Source organism: Bradyrhizobium sp. SZCCHNPS1003, from assembly GCF_032381555.1.
Taxonomy (GTDB): Bacteria; Pseudomonadota; Alphaproteobacteria; order Rhizobiales; family Xanthobacteraceae; genus Bradyrhizobium.
Genome location: NZ_JAUHIU010000008.1, coordinates 180,932 through 199,777, shown reverse-complemented (window position 1 = coordinate 199,777; position 18,846 = coordinate 180,932). Strand labels below are relative to the sequence as shown.

General features: G+C 66.4%; 14 protein-coding genes. 8 read left to right on the top strand and 6 right to left on the bottom strand.

The annotated features are described in order from the left end of the window. Positions 1-405: a VOC family protein gene (locus QX126_RS15205; protein WP_315738604.1), complete on the top strand. Its 405-nt coding sequence runs from the start codon at positions 1-3 to the stop codon at positions 403-405. 849 nt (positions 406-1,254) lie between these two features. Here the strand turns inward: QX126_RS15205 and QX126_RS15200 are convergent. Continuing rightward, positions 1,255-2,847, bottom strand: coding sequence for an ATP-binding protein (locus QX126_RS15200; protein WP_315738603.1), 1,593 nt, complete (start codon positions 2,845-2,847; stop codon positions 1,255-1,257). 277 nt (positions 2,848-3,124) lie between these two features. Between QX126_RS15200 and QX126_RS15195 the strand changes: the two genes are divergently transcribed. After that, positions 3,125-5,254 carry a phosphocholine-specific phospholipase C gene (locus QX126_RS15195; protein WP_315781969.1) on the top strand — a complete coding sequence of 710 codons (2,130 nt, stop codon included), beginning with the start codon at positions 3,125-3,127 and terminating at the stop codon, positions 5,252-5,254. 45 nt (positions 5,255-5,299) lie between these two features. Here QX126_RS15195 and QX126_RS15190 read toward each other — a convergent pair whose 3' ends face one another. Beyond that, a complete protein-coding gene (locus tag QX126_RS15190; RefSeq protein WP_315781967.1) occupies positions 5,300-6,811 on the bottom strand; it encodes an ATP-binding protein in 1,512 nt (503 codons plus the stop codon). 238 nt (positions 6,812-7,049) lie between these two features. Between QX126_RS15190 and QX126_RS15185 the strand changes: the two genes are divergently transcribed. After that, entirely contained in the window at positions 7,050-10,748 is a 3,699-nt protein-coding gene (locus QX126_RS15185) for a PAS domain-containing protein (protein WP_315781965.1), read from the top strand. Beyond that, positions 10,741-11,124: a response regulator gene (locus tag QX126_RS15180; RefSeq protein WP_315738598.1), complete on the top strand. Its 384-nt coding sequence runs from the start codon at positions 10,741-10,743 to the stop codon at positions 11,122-11,124. Before QX126_RS15185 ends, QX126_RS15180 begins: the two co-directional genes overlap by 8 nt. Before the next feature lie 33 nt (positions 11,125-11,157). Here the strand turns inward: QX126_RS15180 and QX126_RS15175 are convergent, their stop codons facing one another. Together QX126_RS15175 and QX126_RS15170 are read right to left on the bottom strand one after the other, a co-directional pair. Beyond that, positions 11,158-12,000 (bottom strand): MoxR family ATPase, encoded by an 843-nt coding sequence (locus QX126_RS15175; RefSeq protein WP_315781964.1) that lies wholly within the window; start codon positions 11,998-12,000, stop codon positions 11,158-11,160. 97 nt (positions 12,001-12,097) lie between these two features. Next, a complete protein-coding gene (locus QX126_RS15170; protein WP_315781962.1) occupies positions 12,098-12,343 on the bottom strand; it encodes a GlsB/YeaQ/YmgE family stress response membrane protein in 246 nt (81 codons plus the stop codon). 115 nt (positions 12,344-12,458) lie between these two features. On the opposite strand from QX126_RS15170, the gene QX126_RS15165 reads away from it, so the two are divergent. The 3 genes from QX126_RS15165 (at position 12,459) to sseA (ending at position 15,133) form a co-directional block, all read left to right on the top strand. Further along, entirely contained in the window at positions 12,459-13,634 is a 1,176-nt protein-coding gene (locus tag QX126_RS15165; protein WP_315755313.1) for a VWA domain-containing protein, read from the top strand. Positions 13,635-13,754: 120 nt separating this feature from the next. Beyond that, positions 13,755-14,168 carry a rhodanese-like domain-containing protein gene (locus tag QX126_RS15160; protein ID WP_315755314.1) on the top strand — a complete coding sequence of 138 codons (414 nt, stop codon included), beginning with the start codon at positions 13,755-13,757 and terminating at the stop codon, positions 14,166-14,168. 107 nt (positions 14,169-14,275) lie between these two features. Further along, complete coding sequence (sseA, locus tag QX126_RS15155; protein WP_315781960.1) at positions 14,276-15,133, top strand: 3-mercaptopyruvate sulfurtransferase; 858 nt, start codon at positions 14,276-14,278, stop codon at positions 15,131-15,133. Between the two features lie 14 nt (positions 15,134-15,147). On the opposite strand, the gene QX126_RS15150 is transcribed toward sseA, so the two are convergent. Next, positions 15,148-16,170, bottom strand: coding sequence for a hypothetical protein (locus QX126_RS15150; RefSeq protein WP_409999102.1), 1,023 nt, complete (start codon positions 16,168-16,170; stop codon positions 15,148-15,150). Positions 16,171-16,533: 363 nt separating this feature from the next. Between QX126_RS15150 and QX126_RS15145 the strand changes: the two genes are divergently transcribed. Further along, positions 16,534-17,769, top strand: coding sequence for a L,D-transpeptidase (locus QX126_RS15145; RefSeq protein ID WP_315738592.1), 1,236 nt, complete (start codon positions 16,534-16,536; stop codon positions 17,767-17,769). 81 nt (positions 17,770-17,850) lie between these two features. On the opposite strand, the gene QX126_RS15140 is transcribed toward QX126_RS15145, so the two are convergent. Then, a complete protein-coding gene (locus QX126_RS15140; RefSeq protein WP_315781957.1) occupies positions 17,851-18,813 on the bottom strand; it encodes a D-2-hydroxyacid dehydrogenase family protein in 963 nt (320 codons plus the stop codon). Positions 18,814-18,846 lie beyond the last annotated feature (33 nt).

Genomic DNA, 18,846 nt, shown 5'->3' with positions numbered 1-18,846 from the left:
ATGCCCAACATGATTTTGGTGAACTTCCCCGTGAGAGATCTCGCCGCGTCGACAGCATTCTACGTTGCCCTTGGTGGGGCGGTGAACTCACAGTTTTCCGGCGAAAGCTCGACGTCCCTCATGTTCACGAACACGATCGGTGTGATGCTGCTGACCCACGATCAATATCGCGAATTCACCAAACGCCCGATCGGCGACGCTCGACGCGAGAGTCAGGCTATGTTCGCCCTTACGGTCGCCGACCGCGATGCCGTTGATGCAACCCTAACTCGCGCTGTTGCTGCGGGCGGACGCGCCGATCCCAACCCAGCTCAGGATCTCGGCTTCATGTACAACCGCCACATTGAAGACCCGGATGGCTACGTTTGGGAAATCGTGTGGATGAACTCGTCAGCAAACACCTAAACGTGGAAGATTACCCCATAAGCACAGATCACTCATGCCGGCGTCTCCTCGGGGTGCCTGTGAATCGAGCCGCCCTTGTCCCGCAAGCAATTCAATAGGCCCTGAGCCGAGGATGTCTCCCGCCGGGCGACCTGCTCGAATACAGGCCTGATGGCGCCGAGGAGCCGCAGCGACGCCTTGCTGGGTGAGCGGCGCTGCTTTCATCCTGGCGTGAGCTTCCAGGCAGTCCGGCATCCCGCGCACGCAACAAAATTTTACTTTCGCTTTTTCGGAAAATGTGCTTATCTCCTGCCAACCCGCCTCGTGCAGAGGGACGTACGCGTCGTCACGATACGTGGAGGTGGGGGGCGATGGACGTGATGGCTGCGCCAGACGAGCGCAGTCGGCGCGTACGGAGAAGTCGTGTGGTCCTGGCCTCTCGACGCTGAGGTCAAGTCCGCGGTCGTTGCTTGACGGCACGCGCGGACGATGGGGGCAAGACAGCCGATCCCCAGGGAGATCACGTATAATTCGTAGAGCCATCGCGCAGGGAAGGCCGGGATGTCTCGGTCGAACCTGTGGTTCCTGCCCCGTGCATTCTTTCCGCACGGGGGCCATGGGGGCGGCGAGCTCCCGGCCTTCCCTGCGCCCTCTCGTTGTTCGGGAGGGACGTGACTGCCGCATCACTCGGGCCCCATCAGCTGCGAGAGCGTGTACCCATGAGCAGAATGGGCGGATGTGAGATCAGCATGAGCTCTACAAGCTCCGCCGTCACGCCCGGCTTCGCGGGTGATGACAGACGTGGCGAGGATGGGCTGTTGGAAACGTCGATCAGATGTCGGATCGCGACCGCAACGACCGATGTCAGCCTCACGCCTCCAGCGCAGTGCGGATCATGCGCGCAAGATCGGCGCTGACGTAGGGCTTGGCGAGCAGCAGCACGTCGGCATCGAGCCGCCCATGATGCACGATCGCGTTCTCCGTGTAGCCCGATGTGTAGAGCACCTTCAGCCCGGGACGGCGCTTCTCGGCCTCGATCGCGAGCTGGCGGCCGTTCATGCCGCCTGGAATGATGACGTCGGTGAACAGCAGGTCGATGCGTTCCGGATTGTCGATCAGCGCCAAGCCCTCAGCGGCGTTGCTCGCGGCGAGCGTGCGATAGCCGAGACGGCGCACCTGAGCCACGACGTAGTCGCGCACCAGCGCATCGTCCTCGACGATCAGGATGGTCTCGTCGCCCTGTGCGACAGCCGGCCGGCCGGGCTCGGCCGCCGGCGGCTCCGGTGCGCTCGCGGCCCGCGGCAGATAGAGCTTGACCGTCGTGCCGTGGCCTTCCTCGCTGTAGATCTTGACGTGGCCGTTCGATTGCTTGACGAAGCCATAGACCATGCTGAGGCCGAGACCCGAGCCCTTGCCGACGTCCTTGGTGGTGAAGAACGGCTCGAACACCTTGTCGAGCAGCGGGGCGGGAATGCCCTGGCCGGTGTCGCTGACCGCGATCATGACGTAGCTTCCGGGCTTGGCGTCGCGGTTCAGTTGCGCGTAGTGCTCGTCGAGCGTGACGTTCTTGGTCTCCAAGGTCAGCTTGCCGCCGTCCGGCATCGCGTCGCGCGCGTTGAGCGCGAGGTTGAGGATCGCCGTCGACAATTGGCTCGGATCAATCAGCGCCGGCGCGCTGTCATGGGCCAGCATCGATTCGATCTCGATCTGCTCGCCGAGCGTCGGCCGCAGCAGACGGCCGGCTTCGACGACGAGCGCATTGATGTCGGTGGCGCGGGGCTGCAGCGGCTGGCGGCGCGAGAAGGCAAGCAGGTGCCGGGTCAGATCGGCGCCGCGCTCGGCGGCGGCGCTGATCATGCCGGCGATGCCGGCGAGCTGGGGCTTGTCCTTGACCGCATCGGCGAGGATCTCGATCGTCCCGGTGATGACGGTCAGGATGTTGTTGAAGTCGTGCGCGACGCCGCCGGTGAGCTGGCCGATCGCCTCCATCTTCTGTGCCTGACGGACCTGGGCCTCGTTGGCCTCGATCTCCTGGAATCGTCGCACCATCGCCTCCGCGGCGCGGCGCTGGCGGATCTCCTCCTCGAGCTGCGCATAGGCCTTCTGCAAAGTGATGCGCGTCGGCAGCACCAGAAGCTGCGGCAGCATCTTGATCATGACGACGATGATTCCGATCGAGGTGACGCCAAGAAAGATGTTGATGAGGCCCGTGATGGTCGAGGTCGGCACCCAGAGATCGACGATCGCCAGCAGGCGCGTGACCCCGACGACGGCCACGAAGGTCGCAAGCGCTCCGACGATGCCGCGGAACATCACGTCGCGCCAACGCCGCCGCAGAAACGTGCCGACCACGAAGGCGATGGTGAAGAAGGCGCTGGCGACCAGTCCGTTGGACACGACCTGCAGCCATATCCATACCGGCGCTCCCTGCAGACCCGCCGCTTGCACCGTCAACGTCGGCATATGCAAATCATCCTCAAAAACGCAACGCGCCAAACCCGGTGGCGGCCCGGCCTGTCATCGTCTCAACCCGAACGGATCATTCAGCTTTTCGCCTCTGGCGCAAGGGCAATGGCGGCTTCGACGCGGATCGCGGCAGGGCGCCTTCGCGCCGCCGCGAATGCCGCACCGCCGCGCGGCGTCAAAAGCCTGCCACACATCCTTTACCGGCCGGTCACGCGGCTGTTAACGCGCCGACCTAAGTCGCTCGACACCGTCATCACCATGGGGAATGAACGAGATGTCGAACACGATCGCGCACAACCGGCGCGAGTTCCTGCGGCTGCTCGGAGCGTCGGCTGCGACCGCGGCCCTCGGCCAGAGCATCGAGCGCGCGCATGCCATTCCGGCGTTCAACCGCCACGGCAGCATCGAGGACGTCAAGCACATCGTTGTGCTGATGCAGGAGAACCGCGCCTTCGATCATTACTTCGGCGCGATGCGCGGCGTGCGCGGCTTCAACGATCCGCGCGCCGTGAAGCTGCCGAACGGCAACCCGGTGTGGCAGCAGCCGGGCGGCACGGGACCGGTGATGCCGTTCCGCGTCGACAATGCCGGCCAGGTCTATGTCGAGGACGTGGCGCATGGCTGGAACGACGGCCAGAAGGCCTGGAACAACGGCAATTACGACAAGTGGATCGCCAACAAGGGCACCACGACGATGACCTGCATGAATCGGCAGGATCTGCCCTGGCACTATGCGCTCGCGGACGCCTTCACGGTGTGCGATTCGTATTTCTGCTCGGTGATGGGCCCGACGGATCCGAATCGCTACTACTTGTGGACCGGCTGGGACGGCAACGACGGCAAGGGCGGCGGCCCGGTCATCACCAACGCGGAAGCCGGCTACGACTGGACCACGTTCCCGGAGCGGCTGGAGAAGGCGGGCATCTCCTGGAAGGTCTACCAGGACATCGGTCTCGGCCTGACGGCGGAAGGCTTCTGGGGCTGGACCCAGAATCCGTGGATCGGCAATTACGGCGACAACTCGCTGCTGTATTTCCACCAGTATCAGAACTCGCAGCCGGGCAGTCCGCTGTACGAGAAGGCGCTGCGCGGCAGCAACATCGCCAAGGGCGGCACGTTCGAGAACCTGTTCGACGGGCTGCGCAACGACGTGCGCAACGGCACGCTGCCGCAGGTGTCGTGGATCGCAGCTCCCGAAGCGTTCAGCGAGCATCCGAACTGGCTGCCGGGGCCGGGCGCCTGGTACATCTCCAAGGTGCTCGACATCCTGACGTCGAATCCGGAACTGTGGAGCAAGACCGCGCTGATCATCAACTACGACGAGGGCGGCGGATTCTTCGACCATGCCGTCGGCCCGTATCCGGCGATGTCGCAGGCCTGGGGCCAGTCGACCGTCGATGTCAGCACGGACCTCTTCGCCGGCGACGGCAGCCACGTGGCTGGTCCCTACGGCCTTGGCGTGCGCGTGCCGATGCTGGTGGTGTCGCCGTGGTCGCGCGGCGGCTTCGTGTGCTCGGAAGTGTTCGATCACACCTCGGTGATCCGCTTCATCGAGCGCCGCTTCCATCACAAGGCGCCTGATTTGTTCGAGAGCAACATCCCGGCCTGGCGGCGCGCGGTGTGCGGCGATCTCACCTCGGCGTTCAACTTCACCTCGCCCAACGAAGGCATGGCGCCGCTGCCGAGCACGGCCGGCTTCAAGCCGCCGGTCGCGGACATCACCTCCGGTGCGCGTTTCGACGACTATCACCCGGTTCCGCCGGCCAAGCAGGTGATGCCGCAGCAGGAGCCTGGCATTCGCCCGGCGCGCGCGCTGCCCTACGATCTCCGCGTCGACGGCGATGCCGACGCCGCGCACAGGACGTTTGCGATCCGCTTCGTCAATCCGGGGCAGGCGGGCGTCTGCTTCCACGTCCGCTCCGGCAACACCGCGGCCGGACCGTGGAGCTACACCGTCGAGGCCGGCAAGTCGCTGCGGGGCGCATGGGACCTCGCGGCCAGCGCCGGCCAGTACGATCTGTCGGTGTACGGGCCGAACGGCTTCTTCCGCCACTTCAAGGGCGGCGTCGCCACCACCGCCGCGCTGGTCGATGTCGACACCGTCCATCTCTGCGATTGGGACGATGGCGACGATTCGCGCAGCCTTGCGATCGCGCTCACCAACAAGGGGGCGAGCTGCGTCGTGACGCTGGCCGACAACTATACGGGACGCAGCGAGCGGCACCGCCTGCAGCGCGGACAGCGGCTCGAGACGCGGGTTCGCCTGCAGCAGACCCATGGCTGGTACGATCTGACGGTCACGACTGATACCGATGCCAACTTCAACTGGCAGCTCGCGGGTCATGTCGAGAACGGCCGGCCCAGCATCAGCGACCCGGCGATGGGCAGGATCGCCGCGACCTGATCGCGAACGATATCGGGATGCGCCCGGAGCGATCCGGGCGCATCCTCAAGATGATGAGGTGACGAGACTTTGCTCGGCGTCGTCGGCATTGGGATCACCCGGCGCGGTCGCCCAGGCGAGTTCGACCAAAGTGACGATGCGGCGGCCGGCGCCATCGAGCTGGCAGACGATGAGGCCCTGGTCCTCGATATAGGTCAGCAGGCGCTGCGCCCGGCGCAACGAGTGCGAGCCATAGGCGCGGGCGATCGCGGCATCGCTCGGGCAGGGGCGCCCGTCCTTGGCGGCGCGGGCGATCATCATGAACACGCCCTGCATGTCCTCAGGGAGCAGCGAGGCGCGCAGCGTGACGTCCCGCCAGCCGGCGTCGTCGGCCGTCTCGTCGCCGCCGAGCCCCGCGCGGGCGCGCGTCAGCATGCGGCGGAACTCGTTGAGGTCTGGCACCGCCGTGCCCAGCCCCTCGATGCGGCAGCGGACGACGAACTCCTGATAGAGCACGCCGACGGCGCGGAAGCCGGCGTCGGGCTCGGCCAGCACGGCGCGCAGCACGCGCTCGACGCGGGCGCGGCGCTCGGCGAGCTCCTCCTCGCTGACGGCGGGCGCCGGCGGTTCGGGGCGCAGTTCGAGCGCGGCGGACTTCGCCGCCATCAACTGGTCGAGCAGCTCGGGCTGCGGCTTGCGCTGCGGCCTCGCGTTCGTCTCGGGCGGCGGTGCGGCGAGAATCACCGCGCGGGCGTCCTCGAGCGAGGCCTCCGGCAGCGGCATCAGCCGCGGCGTCGCGTTGCGCGGCTTGGTGTCAGTCGGGCCGATGCGCAGGCCCAGCGGCCGGCGCGACAGCGCGGGGCCCAGCGCCATGAACTGGCCGCGCTCGAGGTCGCGGAATGCCTCGGCCTGGCGCCGCTCCATGCCGAGCAGGTCGGCAGCGCGGGCCATGTCGATGTCGAGGAAGGTGCGGCCCATGAGGAAGTTCGAGGCCTCGGCCGCGACGTTCTTGGCGAGCTTCGCCAGTCGTTGCGTCGCGATCACGCCCGCCAAGCCGCGCTTGCGGCCGCGGCACATCAGGTTGGTCATCGCGCCGAGCGAAGCCTTGCGGGCTTCGTCCGAGACTTCGCCCGCAACCGCCGGTGCGAACAGTTGGGCCTCGTCGACCACGACCAGCATCGGGTACCAATGGTCGCGGGAGATCTCGAACAGGCCGTTGAGAAAGGCGGCCGCGCGCCGCATCTGATTCTCGGCATCGAGGCCTTCGAGGTTGAGGACCGTCGAGACGCGATGCATCCGCGCCCGTTCGCCGGCGACCTGCAGCGCGCGCTCGGTGTGATCCTCGGCCGCGATCACAAGATGGCCGAATCGCTCGGCGAGCGTGACGAAGTCGCCCTCCGGATCGATGATCGTCTGCTGCACCCAGGGCGCGCTCTGCTCCAGCAGGCGGCGCAAGAGATGCGACTTGCCGGAGCCGGAATTGCCCTGCACCAGGAGCCGGGTCGCCAAGAGTTCCTCGAGGTCGAGAGCTGCAGGCGATCCCGTCGCCGTCTGCCCCATCTCGATCGCAACCGTCATGTGCCCCGACTCAACCCCGCCTCACGCAGAGGCTGGCGCTTAACAAGCGCAGGCGCGCACGTCGAGCGTTTGCGGTGGACTGTCCCAAATTGCGAGATCGGCTGTGGATGGACAGATGGAACCCGCCTCGCCGCCGAGTTCCCCGTCGATGCGCTTGTCGCTCGTTCAGGCCCGTGCTTGGCGCCCGCGCGCATTTCGCGATACTGTGCGGCGAAAAAGGGGCCAAAAGGGACCAGGAGTGAACCAGCATTCGGATGCCGGTCGCGCAACGTTTCAGGCGTTCGCGCGCGGGGCCGACTTCCTGCAGGGTGGCGGCGAGATGGGAGCGCTCATGCGCATCCATGATTGGTCACGGACGCCGTTGGGGCCGCCCGAGAGCTGGCCTCAGTCGTTGCGCACGTCGGTCAGCACCTGCCTGGACTGCGCGTTCCCGATCCTGATCTGGTGGGGCCAGGAGCTCGTCATGCTCTACAATGACGAGTATCGCCCGATCCTCGGCTCGCAGAAGCATCCCGCCGCGCTGGGGGCACCGGGGCGCGCGGTATGGTCCGAGATCTGGGAGGTCATCAGCCCGATGTTGCGGCAGGTCGTTGGGCTTGGCGAAGCGACCCGCTCACGCGACATGCCGCTGTTCATCGACCGCCATGGCTACCTCGAAGAGACCTATTTTTCGTTCTCCTATTCGCCGATTCGCGATGAGACCGGCGGCGTCGGCGGCGTATTCACCCCCGTCATCGAGACGACGGCCCGGGTCGTGGGCGAGCGCCGCATGCGGACCTTGCGCGATCTCGCCGCGCGCGGCCGTGCCGACAGTCTGGCCCATGCTTGTCGCGAAGCCACCGATGTCCTCGCCGAGAATCCGCATGACGTCCCATTTGCGGTGATCTACCAGCTCAGCGAGGACCAGCGATCGGCACGGCTGTTGAGCGCTGCGGGGGTGCAGCCGGACAGCGCGATCGCGCCGGCGCAGATTGCCCTCGACGGCAACGGAGGCGCGCTGTGGCCGATCCGGGAGGCGGCGCGTGCGGCGGCACCGATTCGCGTCGTGCTGGATCGTGCGAAATTTGCCGGCGTGCCGACCGGCGCATGGCCCGAGCCGCCACAGCTGGCGCTTGCGCTGCCGGTTGCCACGGGCCGGGAGCAGGCGACGGCGATCCTGATCTGTGGCGTCAATCCGCGCCGCGCCCTCGATGCCGAGCACCAGGGCTTCTTCGATCTGATGGCCGCTCAACTCGGCAGCGCCTTCGCCGAGACGCTGGCCTACGAGCAGGAGCGGCGCCGCGCCGAGACGCTCGCCGAGATCGATCGGGCCAAGACCGCGTTCTTCGCCAATGTCAGCCACGAGTTTCGCACGCCGCTGACGCTGATGCTCGGTCCGCTCGAAGATGTCCTGCTGCGGTCGCAGAGCTTGCCGCCGGTGGATCGCGACCGGTTGGAAATCGCCCAGCGCAATGCCTTGCGGCTGCTCAAGCTGGTCAACACGCTGCTGGATTTCTCGCGGATCGAGGCCGGCAGGATGCAGGCAGTCTACGCGCCGGTCGACCTCGCGAGCCTGACCGCGGAGATCGCCAGCACCTTCCGCTCGGCGATCGAGGCCGCCGGCCTCAGGCTGATCGTGGATTGCCCGCCGCTGCCGGAGCCGGCCTATGTCGATCGCGAAATGTGGGAGAAGATCGTCCTCAACCTGCTGTCCAACGCGTTCAAGTTCACCTTCACGGGCGACATCGAGGTCCGGCTCGTCCCCTGCGATCGTCATTTCGAGCTGAGCGTGAAGGACACCGGAACCGGCATCCCGCAGCACGAGCTGCCGCGACTTTTCGACCGTTTCCATCGCGTCGCCGGCGCGCGCGGCCGCACCCATGAAGGCTCGGGCATCGGGCTCGCGCTTGTGCATGAGCTCGCCGAGCTGCACGGTGGATCCGTCGCAGCGACCAGCGAAGCCGGGCAGGGCAGCACGTTCGTAGTCAGAATTCCCAGGGGACGAAGCCATCTGCCGTCCGACCAGGTCGACGCGGCGCCAGCGCAGGAGCCGATGCTCCGCGGTGAGCGCCCCTTCATCGAGGAGGCGTTGCGCTGGCTGCCGGATACGCCGCCGCTCGATGCGCATGCCGTTCGGGACATCGACGTCCCCGCCCCCTCCGCCAACAGGGCCGGGCCGCGTCCCCGCATCCTCCTGGCCGACGACAATGCCGACATGCGCGACTATGTCCGCCGCCTGCTCGCAGCGCGCTACGATGTCGAGACCGTCGCCGATGGTGAAGCCGCGCTCGCGGCCATCGCCCGCGACAAACCCGACCTCGTTTTGTCGGACGTGATGATGCCGCGCATCGATGGCATGCAGTTGCTCGCCCGGCTGCGCGCCGATGAACAGGTCGGCACCATCCCGGTGATCCTGCTGTCGGCCCGGGCCGCAGAAGAGAGCCGCGTCGAAGGCATGGAGGCCGGTGCGGATGATTATCTCATCAAGCCGTTCAGTGCGCGTGAACTGCTGGCGCGCGTCGAGGCGCATCTCAAGATGGCCCGGCTGCGTGCCGAGGCGACGGAGCGGCTGCGTGCCAGCGAGGAGCGCTATCGCGCTTTCGTCACGGCGAGCTCCGACGTCGTCTATCGCATGAGTCCTGACTGGCGGGAGATGCGCCAGTTGCAGGGCAAGGACTTCATTGCCGATACGATGAAGCCGAGCCAGGGCTGGCTCGCGAAATACATTCATCAGGACGATCAGCCGCAGGTGATGGCGGCGATCAGCAGGGTCGTTGCGACGAAGAGCATGTTCGAGCTGGAGCACCGTGTCATCCGGATCGATGGCAGCCTCGGTTGGATTCATTCGCGCGCCATCCCCATTCTCGGGCGCAACGGCGAGATCATCGAGTGGTTCGGAACGGCGCGCGACATCTCCGAGCAGAACAAGGCCGAACGGGAGTTGCGCAAGAGCGAGGAGCGCCTGCGCAGCGCGGTCGAGGTGGGGCGGCTCGGCCTGTGGGACTGGAACGTCGCGACCGGCGAGGTGTATTGGTCGGACGAGCACTTTCGCATGGAAGGCTATGGTGTTGGCGAACTGACCCCGAGCTACGAGGTCTGGGCCGCGCGCATCCATCCCGACGATCGTCCCGCAGCCGAAGCCGCGCTTCACCGCGCGATGGAGGCGCACCAGGAATATGTCAGCGAGTTTCGTGTTGTGCATCCGGGCGGCGCAATTCGCTGCCTGTACGGCCGTGGGCGCTTCTTCTATGACGATGCAGGACGACCGATCCGCATGACCGGCGCCATGGTCGACGTGACCGAGCGGCGCGAATGGGAGGAGCGGCAGAAGGTGCTGGTCGCCGAACTGCAGCATCGCACCCGCAACCTGCTCGGCGTGGTCCGCTCGATGGCCGACAAGACGGCGCGCGCGAGCACCGATCTCGGCGATTTTCGCGCCCGCTTCCGTGATAGGCTGGATACGCTGTCGCGCGCCCAGGGCCTGCTGTCGCGCCTCAAGGAGCATGATCGCGTCACCTTCGACGATCTGATCCGCAGCGAGCTGTCTGCTATCGCCGGCGGTTCCGAGCGCATCGAGCTTTCGGGGCCGTCCGGCGTTCGGCTGCGGTCGTCGACGGTTCAGACCCTTGCCATGGCGCTGCACGAGCTCGCCACCAACGCGGTCAAGTATGGTGCGCTGGCGCAGCCGTCCGGCCGGCTCTGCGTGGGCTGGTCGCTCGAGTGCGAAGGCGCGGAGGGACGCCCCTGGCTGCACATCGACTGGCGCGAGAGCGGCGTCGACATGCCGCCGCCAGCCACGATGCCCAGCGGCACCGGACAAGGGCGCGAGCTGATCGAACAGGCCTTGCCCTATCAGCTCAGCGCGAGGACCTCATACACTTTCGAATCCGACGGTGTCCGTTGCACGATATCGATTCCCGTTTCGCTCACCACACTGGAGCTCGATGAGCATGCCTGAACGCTCGCTTCGCGACCGTCATATCCTCATCGTCGAGGATGAATACATGCTTGCCGACGAGCTGCGCTGCGCCTTCGGCGGCGCCGGTGGCACGATCCTGGGCCCGGTCGGAACCGTCCCTGACGCGCTTGCGTTGATCAAACGCGAGGGGCGGATCGAAGGCGCCGTTCTCGACGTGAACCTGCGCGGCGACATGGCGTTTCCGGTCGCCGATCTGCTTGTCGAGCGCGGCGTGCCCTTCGTCTTCACCACCGGTTATGACGAATCGGTCATCCCGGACCGCTTCTCGAAGATCCTCCGCTGCGAGAAGCCGATTGCCGTCGATGGGATCATGCGCGCGCTCGGACGCCTGATCGAGAGGACGGCGCCGCAATGACGCGTTCGGCCCCGTCGGATTGAGCCGGGCGCCTCACACCTCGCGCCGGCTGAGGAAGGCGAGCCGCTCGAACAGGTGGACGTCCTGCTCGTTCTTGAGCAGCGCACCGTGCAGCGGCGGGATCAGCTTGCGCGGATCGCGCTCGCGCAGCTGCTCGGGTCCGATGTCCTCGTTGAGCAGCAGCTTGAGCCAGTCCAGCAGCTCGGAGGTCGACGGCTTCTTCTTCAGGCCGGGCACGTCGCGGACCTCGAAGAAGATGCGCAGGGCCTCCTCGACCAGACGCTTCTTGATGTTAGGGAAGTGCACGTCGACGATGCGGCCCATCGTATCCGGATCGGGGAACTTGATGTAGTGGAAGAAGCAGCGGCGCAGGAACGCATCCGGCAGCTCCTTCTCGTTGTTGGACGTGATGATGACGATCGGGCGCAGTTTCGCCTTGATGGTCTCGTTGGTCTCGTAGACGTGGAATTCCATCCGGTCGAGCTCGAGCAGCAGGTCGTTCGGGAACTCGATGTCGGCCTTGTCGATCTCGTCGATCAAGAGCACCGGCCGCTGCTCAGCCGTGAAGGCCTCCCACAGCTTGCCGCGCTTGATGTAGTTCTTGATGTCGGACACCCTGCTGTCGCCGAGCTGGCTGTCGCGCAGCCGCGACACCGCGTCGTATTCGTAAAGGCCCCGCTGCGCCTTGGTGGTCGACTTGATGTGCCAGGTGAGCAGCGGCGCGTTGACGGCCTTTGCGACTTCCTCGGCCAGCACGGTCTTGCCCGTCCCCGGCTCGCCCTTCACCAGCAACGGGCGCTCGAGCACGATCGCCGCATTGACGGCCACTTTGAGGTCGTCGGTGGCGACGTAGTCCTGGGTGCCGGTAAATTTCATCGCGTCTCGCTCATCGTTCGAACTTGTGTTGAGTGGCTACGCAGCGGCAACGCCGCTGCGGCCTTGAGATGATGGCTGCCATCGGAAGCAGAAATAATCAAGCGCGCCTGACCAATGAGAGGATCACGAGCACGATGACGGCGCCGATCGTGGCGTCCAGGATCGTCCCCAGCGTGCCGCTGGCGAGCGCAATGTGCAGTGCCGGCAGCACGTAGCTTGCGACCAGCGCGCCGATGATGCCGATGACCATGTTGCCGATCAGGCCGAAACCGGCGCCGCGCACGATCAGCCCTGCCAGCCAGCCCGCTATGGCGCCGATGATCAGCGCTGCGATGATACCCATGAAAGCCCCCATTTCGCCTGTTGTTCCAGGGATTGTAGAGCAAAATGCGGGCGGGTCCAGCGCGGGGCGTGGAGCGGCCCTTGACGTGCCCTCCCGGCCGCGCGATCTAATGGGCATGTTCCTGCAATTCTTCACAGCGCTGCGCGACGCGCAGGTCCCGGTCTCCTTGCGTGAATATCTCACGCTGATGGAGGCCGTCGACGCCGACCTCGCCGAGCATTCGGTCGAGAACTTCTACTATCTCTCGCGCACCGCGCTGGTGAAGGACGAGCGTAATCTCGACAAGTTCGATCGCGTGTTCGGCACCGTATTCAAGGGGCTGGAGAACCTGCTCGATGCGATGGAGAAGGCCGAAATCCCCGAGGAATGGCTGAAGAAGCTGGCCGAGAAATACCTTACCGAGGAGGAGAAAAAGGAGATCGAGGCCATGGGCTGGGACAAGCTCATGGAGACCTTGAAGAAGCGTCTGGAAGAGCAGAAGGGCCGTCACCAGGGCGGCAGCAAGTGGATCGGCACCGCCGGCACCTCGCCATTCGGCGCCTATGGCTACAATCCCGAAGGCGTCCGCATCGGCCAGGAGAAGAACCGCAACAATCGCGCCGTGAAGGTGTGGGACCGGCGCGAGTTCAAGGATCTCGACGGCAATGTCGAGCTCGGCATCCGCAACATCAAGGTGGCGCTGCGCCGGCTGCGCAAGTTCGCCCGCACCGGTGCGCCCGACGAGCTCGACTTGGACACCACGATCCGCGAGACCGCCAACCACGGCTATCTCGACGTGCATATGCGTCCTGAGCGGCGCAATGCGGTGAAGGTGCTGGTGTTCTTCGACATCGGCGGCTCGATGGATTCGCACGTCGCGCAGGTCGAGGAGCTGTTCTCGGCCGCCAAGAGCGAATTCAAGCACATGGAATATTTCTACTTCCACAACTGCCTCTATGAGGGCGTATGGAAGCAGAACAAGCGGCGTTTCACCGATCGCACGCCGACCTGGGACGTGCTGCATAAGTACCCGCACGACTACAAGGTCGTGTTCGTCGGCGACGCCTCGATGTCGCCCTATGAGATCATGGTGCCCGGCGGCTCGGTCGAGCACGTCAACGAAGAGCCGGGGTCGGTGTGGCTCGACCGCGTCATCCGCACCTATCCACACGCGGTGTGGCTCAATCCGGTGGCGCAGAAGCACTGGGACTATTCGGAGTCCACCACCCTCATCCGCCGCATCTTCTCCGAGCGCATGTATCCGATCACGATCGAGGGTCTGGAAGCGGCGATGAAGGAGCTGGTGCGGTGATGCTGTCATTCCGGGGCGCCCGAAGAGCGAACCCGGAATCCCGACATTGCGTTGCCACTTCGAGATTCCGGGTTCGATGCTTCGCATCGGCCCGGAATGACGCCAAGAGGAAACGAGAGAATGCCCCAGACCATCACCCGCGGCATCAAGGCGCTGCTCGACGAAGCCAATGCCGAGATCGCCACGCTCTCTGCGGCTGAGGCAATCGAGGCCGCCAAGCGCGATGACGTCGTCATCGTCGATATCCGCGATCCGCGCGAGATCGAGCGCGAGGGCAGGATCCCCGGCGCGTTCTCCTGTACGCGGGGCATGCTGGAGTTCTGGATCGATCCGCAGAGCCCCTATGCCAAGGCGATCTTCCAAGAGGACAAGACGTTCATCTTCCACTGCGCTGGCGGCCTGCGCTCAGCGCTCGCTGCCAAGACCGCGCAGGACATGGGCCTGAAACCGGTCGCCCATATCGGCGGCGGCTTCGCGGCGTGGCGGGACGCCGGCGGGCCGGTCGAGGCCTGGGTGCCGAAGAAGAAGGATTGATCGCTGCCCATCACGCGCGGGCTTGACCCGCGTGTCCATCGCTTGAAGAAGATGGATGACCGGATCAAGTCCGGCCATGAGGACAGAAAGTGACCGCGGAGCCACGCATGACCACCCCCAACGACCCTCTCGTCTCCATCGACTGGCTCGCTGCGCATCTGGGCGATCCCAGGGTCAAGGTGCTCGACGCGACCTTCAAGATGCCGGGTGTGCTGCCGCTGCCGAAGGACGATTATCTGAAGGCGCACATCTCCGGCGCCGTGTTCTTCGACGTCGACGAGGTCTCCGACCATTCCAATCCGCTGCCGCACATGTATCCGAGCGCCGAGCAGTTCGGCCGCGACGCAGGCCGGCTCGGCGTCAGCAATGGCGATACGGTAGTGGTCTATGATTCCGGCGGCTGGGTCGCCGCGCCGCGCGCCTGGTGGATGTTCCTGTCATTCGGCCACACGGATGTGCGCGTGCTCGACGGCGGGCTGAAGAAGTGGATGGCGGAGGGACGCCCGGTCGAGAGCGGACAGGTCACGGCGGCGCTCGGCACCTACAGCGCGAAATTCGATGCCACGCGCGTGCGCCGGATCGAGCAGATGGTTGCCAATCTCGCTGGCAATGCCGAGCAGGTGATCGATGCACGGCAGGCGCCGCGCTTCGCGGGCGAGGTCGCCGAGCCGCGGCCCGGCCTCCGATCCGGCCATATCCCCGGCAGCCGCAATCTGCCCTATGCGGAGTTGTTCGACGCGACGACCGGCGTGATGAGGCCGCTCGACCAGTTGCGCGAGGCATTCGGCGCCGCTGGAGTCGATCTCGCCAAGCCGATCGTGACCTCCTGCGGCTCCGGCGTGTCGGCGGCGGTGCTCACGCTGGCGCTCTATCGTCTCGGCATCCGCGACACCGCGCTCTACGACGGCTCGTGGTCGGAGTGGGGCATCGAGAACGGCCCGCCGGTTGCGACCGGGCCAGCCTGATCGGCGGCTCCTCTTTACCGTGTGCGCGGCCCGGCCGCCTGCTGGCTGACCGCCTGCGGTTGACCGAACGGCTGCTGTCCGAACGGATCGGGGAATGCGGCCTGTTGCTGCTGAGCAGCAGCAGCAGCAGCTTGCCGTGCCGACCGGAGCCGCTGTGCGATGCGCCGCTGGTTGGCGCGGCGCGCCGCGATCTGCTTCTCGCGGGCCTGGCGCTTCTTGAGGATGCTTCGGCGCAACTGAATGCTCGCGACCTTCACCGAGGCACGATGCTCGCTGGCGGCGGGCCGCTCCTGATGAGCCGGCTGTTCGGCCAGTGCGGCGAGCTTGGCGGCGATCGGGTCGAGCACCACCGGAACGGGCGCGAGCGCGGTTGAAGCGGCGGCTGCGGTCGTCATCATCGGATCGGCGCTGGCGAGGATCTGACGAGCTGGCGGCGGCGGTGCCACCACGGCAGCCGCAGCTTCGCGCGACGCCCGCGGCGGGGCGGTCGCTGCAGTCTCGGGCGAGCTGTCCATGCTCGGCTTGTCGAACGCTTTTTCGACCGGAACGACGATCGAAGCGGTCGTGTCCGGAATGGGGCGCTCCGGCTTGATGCTCTCGATCCGGTCATTCGTCGCGGACGCGGTCGCGACAATGGCGGAGGTGCGGGACGTGTCGACCGTTTCCGCCGGCAGCGAGGGCGTCGGCAGATCGGTGGCCACCGCAACGGGTGTCACTTCGGGCGCTTCTGTGAGCGGCGCCGCCGTCGACGGCGCGCTCGGCTGTTCGGACGTGGCCGGGGCAGCATCGGCCACGACCGGCGGCGGCGTCACCGGCGGTGTCGGAATCGAATCCACCCGCAGCACCGCGAGCACCGGCGTGGGCTCGGCCGGCGGTAGGAACGTCGTGAAGCCCGACGCCTGAGTCGTGCGCCAGGACGCGTTGCTGGCGAACTGCTCATGGGCGGCGCGCAACAGAGCCGCAGCGCCCATGCCGAAGATGGTGAGAGAAATGGAACAGACGATCGCGGCGACCAGAAAACGAAAGCCGGGAAGCATTGACGGTAACTCTCGCCACGGCAGCGGGACTGCCGAGACATTCGAGCCAGTAGGGAACGCGGTGATCACAGGGAATAGCCGCGTCCGCGACGAGGCCGGCTTCTGCCGTGCATCGCGAATCAGGCTCAAGTCAGAATACCGGAAGTGTTCCCGCCCGCTCGGCAAATCACGGCATCGATAGGGCCTGCGGGGGCTCCGCTGCACTTTTTCGGCGGCGTGAGACTTCCGTGCAACGACGGAGACATGATCACAAATTGCCGAAGTCAGGCCGCTCTGGCCGGAATTGTCTTGAATGCGCCGCTATCTTCGGCCATCTGGCACAGCAAAGGTCCCAATCGGCGGCTTGGGGATACTGCAAGGGCGATGATGATCAGACAAATCCTGACGGTTTGCGCGGTCGCGGCAGCGGGCGTGACGGCAGCTTCGTTTGCCGAGGCACAGCAGGTCTATCAGACCGCGCCTGGAGCGTATTCACCGGCGCCGACGCCTTACCCGGCCGATGCGCGCGGGCAGGGGCAGGATTTCGACGCGCTCGACGACGAGGATGCGCCTGGCAATTCCGCGGCCCTGCCGCCGCCCGGCCCGGTGATCTCGCCGGACGATCCGCGCTACGGTCGTCCAGCCAATGCGCCGGTCTATGGCGCTGCGGCTCCGACCGGCCCCATCCTGTCCCCCGACGATCCCCGATATGGGCGTCCGGCCGGTGCGGCGGTCTATGGAGCAGCTCCGAACGGCCCCGTGATGTCCCCGGATGATCCGCGTTACGGCCGCCCGGCTGGTCCGCCCTCGGTGATCTACGGTGATCGTCCCGCCTCCGGCCAACAGGCTTATGGTGGCGCCTACGGCAACAGCGCGCCCGGTGGCGACTCCGGCGCGCCGCGGCCGCCCGGCGCCGTCGGTGGCGCTCCCGCCGTCGCGGGCGCCGCACAGGCTCCGGCTGCCGGAGATCGTCCGATGACGGTGGCAGCTCTGCCGCCTGAGGAACAACCCGATGCGGCGCCGGCGCCGCTGCCGGCGAACCTGCGCCGCCAGGAGGTCGACTTCGTCACCAAGGAGCCGCCGGGAACGATCGTCGTCGATACGCCCAACACCTACCTCTATCTGGTGCTCGGCAACGGCCGGGCGATGCGCTACGGCGTACGTGTCGGCCGCGAAGGCTTCACCTGGACCGGCGTGCAGAAGATCACCAAGAAGACCGAGTGGCCGGACTGGTATCCGCCGAGCGAGATGATCGAGCGCCAGCCCTATCTGCCGCGCTTCATGGCCGGCGGTCCCGGCAATCCGCTCGGCGCCCGCGCGATGTATCTGGGCTCGACCGTGTACCGCATCCACGGCACCAACCAGCCGTCGACCATCGGCAAGTTCGTGTCGTCAGGATGCATCGGCATGCTGAACGACGACGTCGCCGACCTGTTCGACCGGGTCAAGGTCGGCACCCGCGTGGTCGTGATGCCGGGCGGTGCACCTCCGGGCTCCGGCAAGAACATGGCTGCCGCCGCGGCCTCACCGGCTCAGGCGCCTGTCCAGGCGCAGGCGGCCGTGCCGGCTAGCCAGCCGGCCAACATGCAGCCGCTGCCGCCGCCGGTCACGATCCGCTGAGGCGCGTTTGCCCGAGCTGAGCCCGTTGGAAACACCCTCCTCGCGGAGGGTGTTTTGCTTTGTGAGCCGCTCTCGCCTGCCTCAAGCCAGCCGGCGCGGCGGCTCGGACCCGGCGAGCCAGGCGGCGATGCAATCGACCATCTGACCGTAGTGAGCGCGAAAGCTCTCCTCGGTGACGTAGCCGAGATGCGGCGTGATCACGACGTTGCCGAGCCCGCGCAGCGGATGGGCGACCGGCAGCGGCTCGACCGAGAACACGTCGAGCCCGGCGCCGGCGATGCGCTTGTCGCGCAGCGCCTGCAGCAGCGCGGCCTCGTCGACGATCGGTGCGCGCGAGGTGTTGACGAGGTAGGCGGTCGGCTTCATCCGCGCGAGGTCGGCGGGGCCGACCAGCCCGCGTGAGCGGTCGCTGAGCACGACATGGATGGTGATGACATCGGCGGTCGCGAACAGCTCCTCCTTGGTGGCGTAGCCGACGCCCGCCGCCTTGCAACGCTCTGGCGTCAGGTTGGGGCTCCAGGCAATCACGTTCATGCCGAACGCCTTGCCGAGCTCTGCGACCTTGGTGCCGAGCTTGCCCAGCCCGATCACGCCCAGCGTCTTGCCCTCGATCTCCACGCCGCCCAGCGCCTGCCAAGGCTCGCCGGCATGCATGCGGGCGTTCTCCTGGCCGATCCTGCGGGTCAGCTCCAGGATCAGGCCCATGGTGAGCGGTGCGGTGGGGTCACGACCATATTGCGTGCCGCAGACCATGATGCCGCGCGCCTTGGCGGCCTCCATGTCGATGGCGGCGTTGCGCATGCCCGAGGTGATCAGGAGCTTCAGCTTCGGCAACCGCTCGATCAGGGAGCGCGGCAATGGCGTCCGCTCGCGCATCGCACAGATGATGTCGGCATCGGTGAGCGCGCCGGCGGCCGCTTCCTCGTTGCCGAACGGCTGTGTGAAAGCTGTCACATCCACTCTGTCGGCCAGCCGGGGCCAGTCGGCCAATGAGAGGGCCGTATCGTAATAGTCGTCGAGGATCGCACAGCGCAGCCGTGTCATCGGGAAGGTCCATTCATCGGGAAACGGCGGCAA

What these genes read in the sequence shown, in the direction of transcription:
- QX126_RS15205 (WP_315738604.1), top strand. Translation starts at nt 1, where the DNA reads ATGCCCAACATGATTTTGGTGAACTTCCCCGTGAGAGATCTCGCCGCG.
- QX126_RS15200 (WP_315738603.1), bottom strand. Translation starts at nt 2,847, where the DNA reads ATGCCGACGTTGACGGTGCAAGCGGCGGGTCTGCAGGGAGCGCCGGTA.
- QX126_RS15195 (WP_315781969.1), top strand. Translation starts at nt 3,125, where the DNA reads ATGTCGAACACGATCGCGCACAACCGGCGCGAGTTCCTGCGGCTGCTC.
- QX126_RS15190 (WP_315781967.1), bottom strand. Translation starts at nt 6,811, where the DNA reads ATGACGGTTGCGATCGAGATGGGGCAGACGGCGACGGGATCGCCTGCA.
- QX126_RS15180 (WP_315738598.1), top strand. Translation starts at nt 10,741, where the DNA reads ATGCCTGAACGCTCGCTTCGCGACCGTCATATCCTCATCGTCGAGGAT.
- QX126_RS15175 (WP_315781964.1), bottom strand. Translation starts at nt 12,000, where the DNA reads ATGAAATTTACCGGCACCCAGGACTACGTCGCCACCGACGACCTCAAA.
- QX126_RS15170 (WP_315781962.1), bottom strand. Translation starts at nt 12,343, where the DNA reads ATGGGTATCATCGCAGCGCTGATCATCGGCGCCATAGCGGGCTGGCTG.
- QX126_RS15165 (WP_315755313.1), top strand. Translation starts at nt 12,459, where the DNA reads ATGTTCCTGCAATTCTTCACAGCGCTGCGCGACGCGCAGGTCCCGGTC.
- QX126_RS15160 (WP_315755314.1), top strand. Translation starts at nt 13,755, where the DNA reads ATGCCCCAGACCATCACCCGCGGCATCAAGGCGCTGCTCGACGAAGCC.
- sseA (WP_315781960.1), top strand. Translation starts at nt 14,276, where the DNA reads ATGACCACCCCCAACGACCCTCTCGTCTCCATCGACTGGCTCGCTGCG.
- QX126_RS15150 (WP_409999102.1), bottom strand. Translation starts at nt 16,170, where the DNA reads ATGCTTCCCGGCTTTCGTTTTCTGGTCGCCGCGATCGTCTGTTCCATT.
- QX126_RS15145 (WP_315738592.1), top strand. Translation starts at nt 16,534, where the DNA reads ATGATGATCAGACAAATCCTGACGGTTTGCGCGGTCGCGGCAGCGGGC.
- QX126_RS15140 (WP_315781957.1), bottom strand. Translation starts at nt 18,813, where the DNA reads ATGACACGGCTGCGCTGTGCGATCCTCGACGACTATTACGATACGGCC.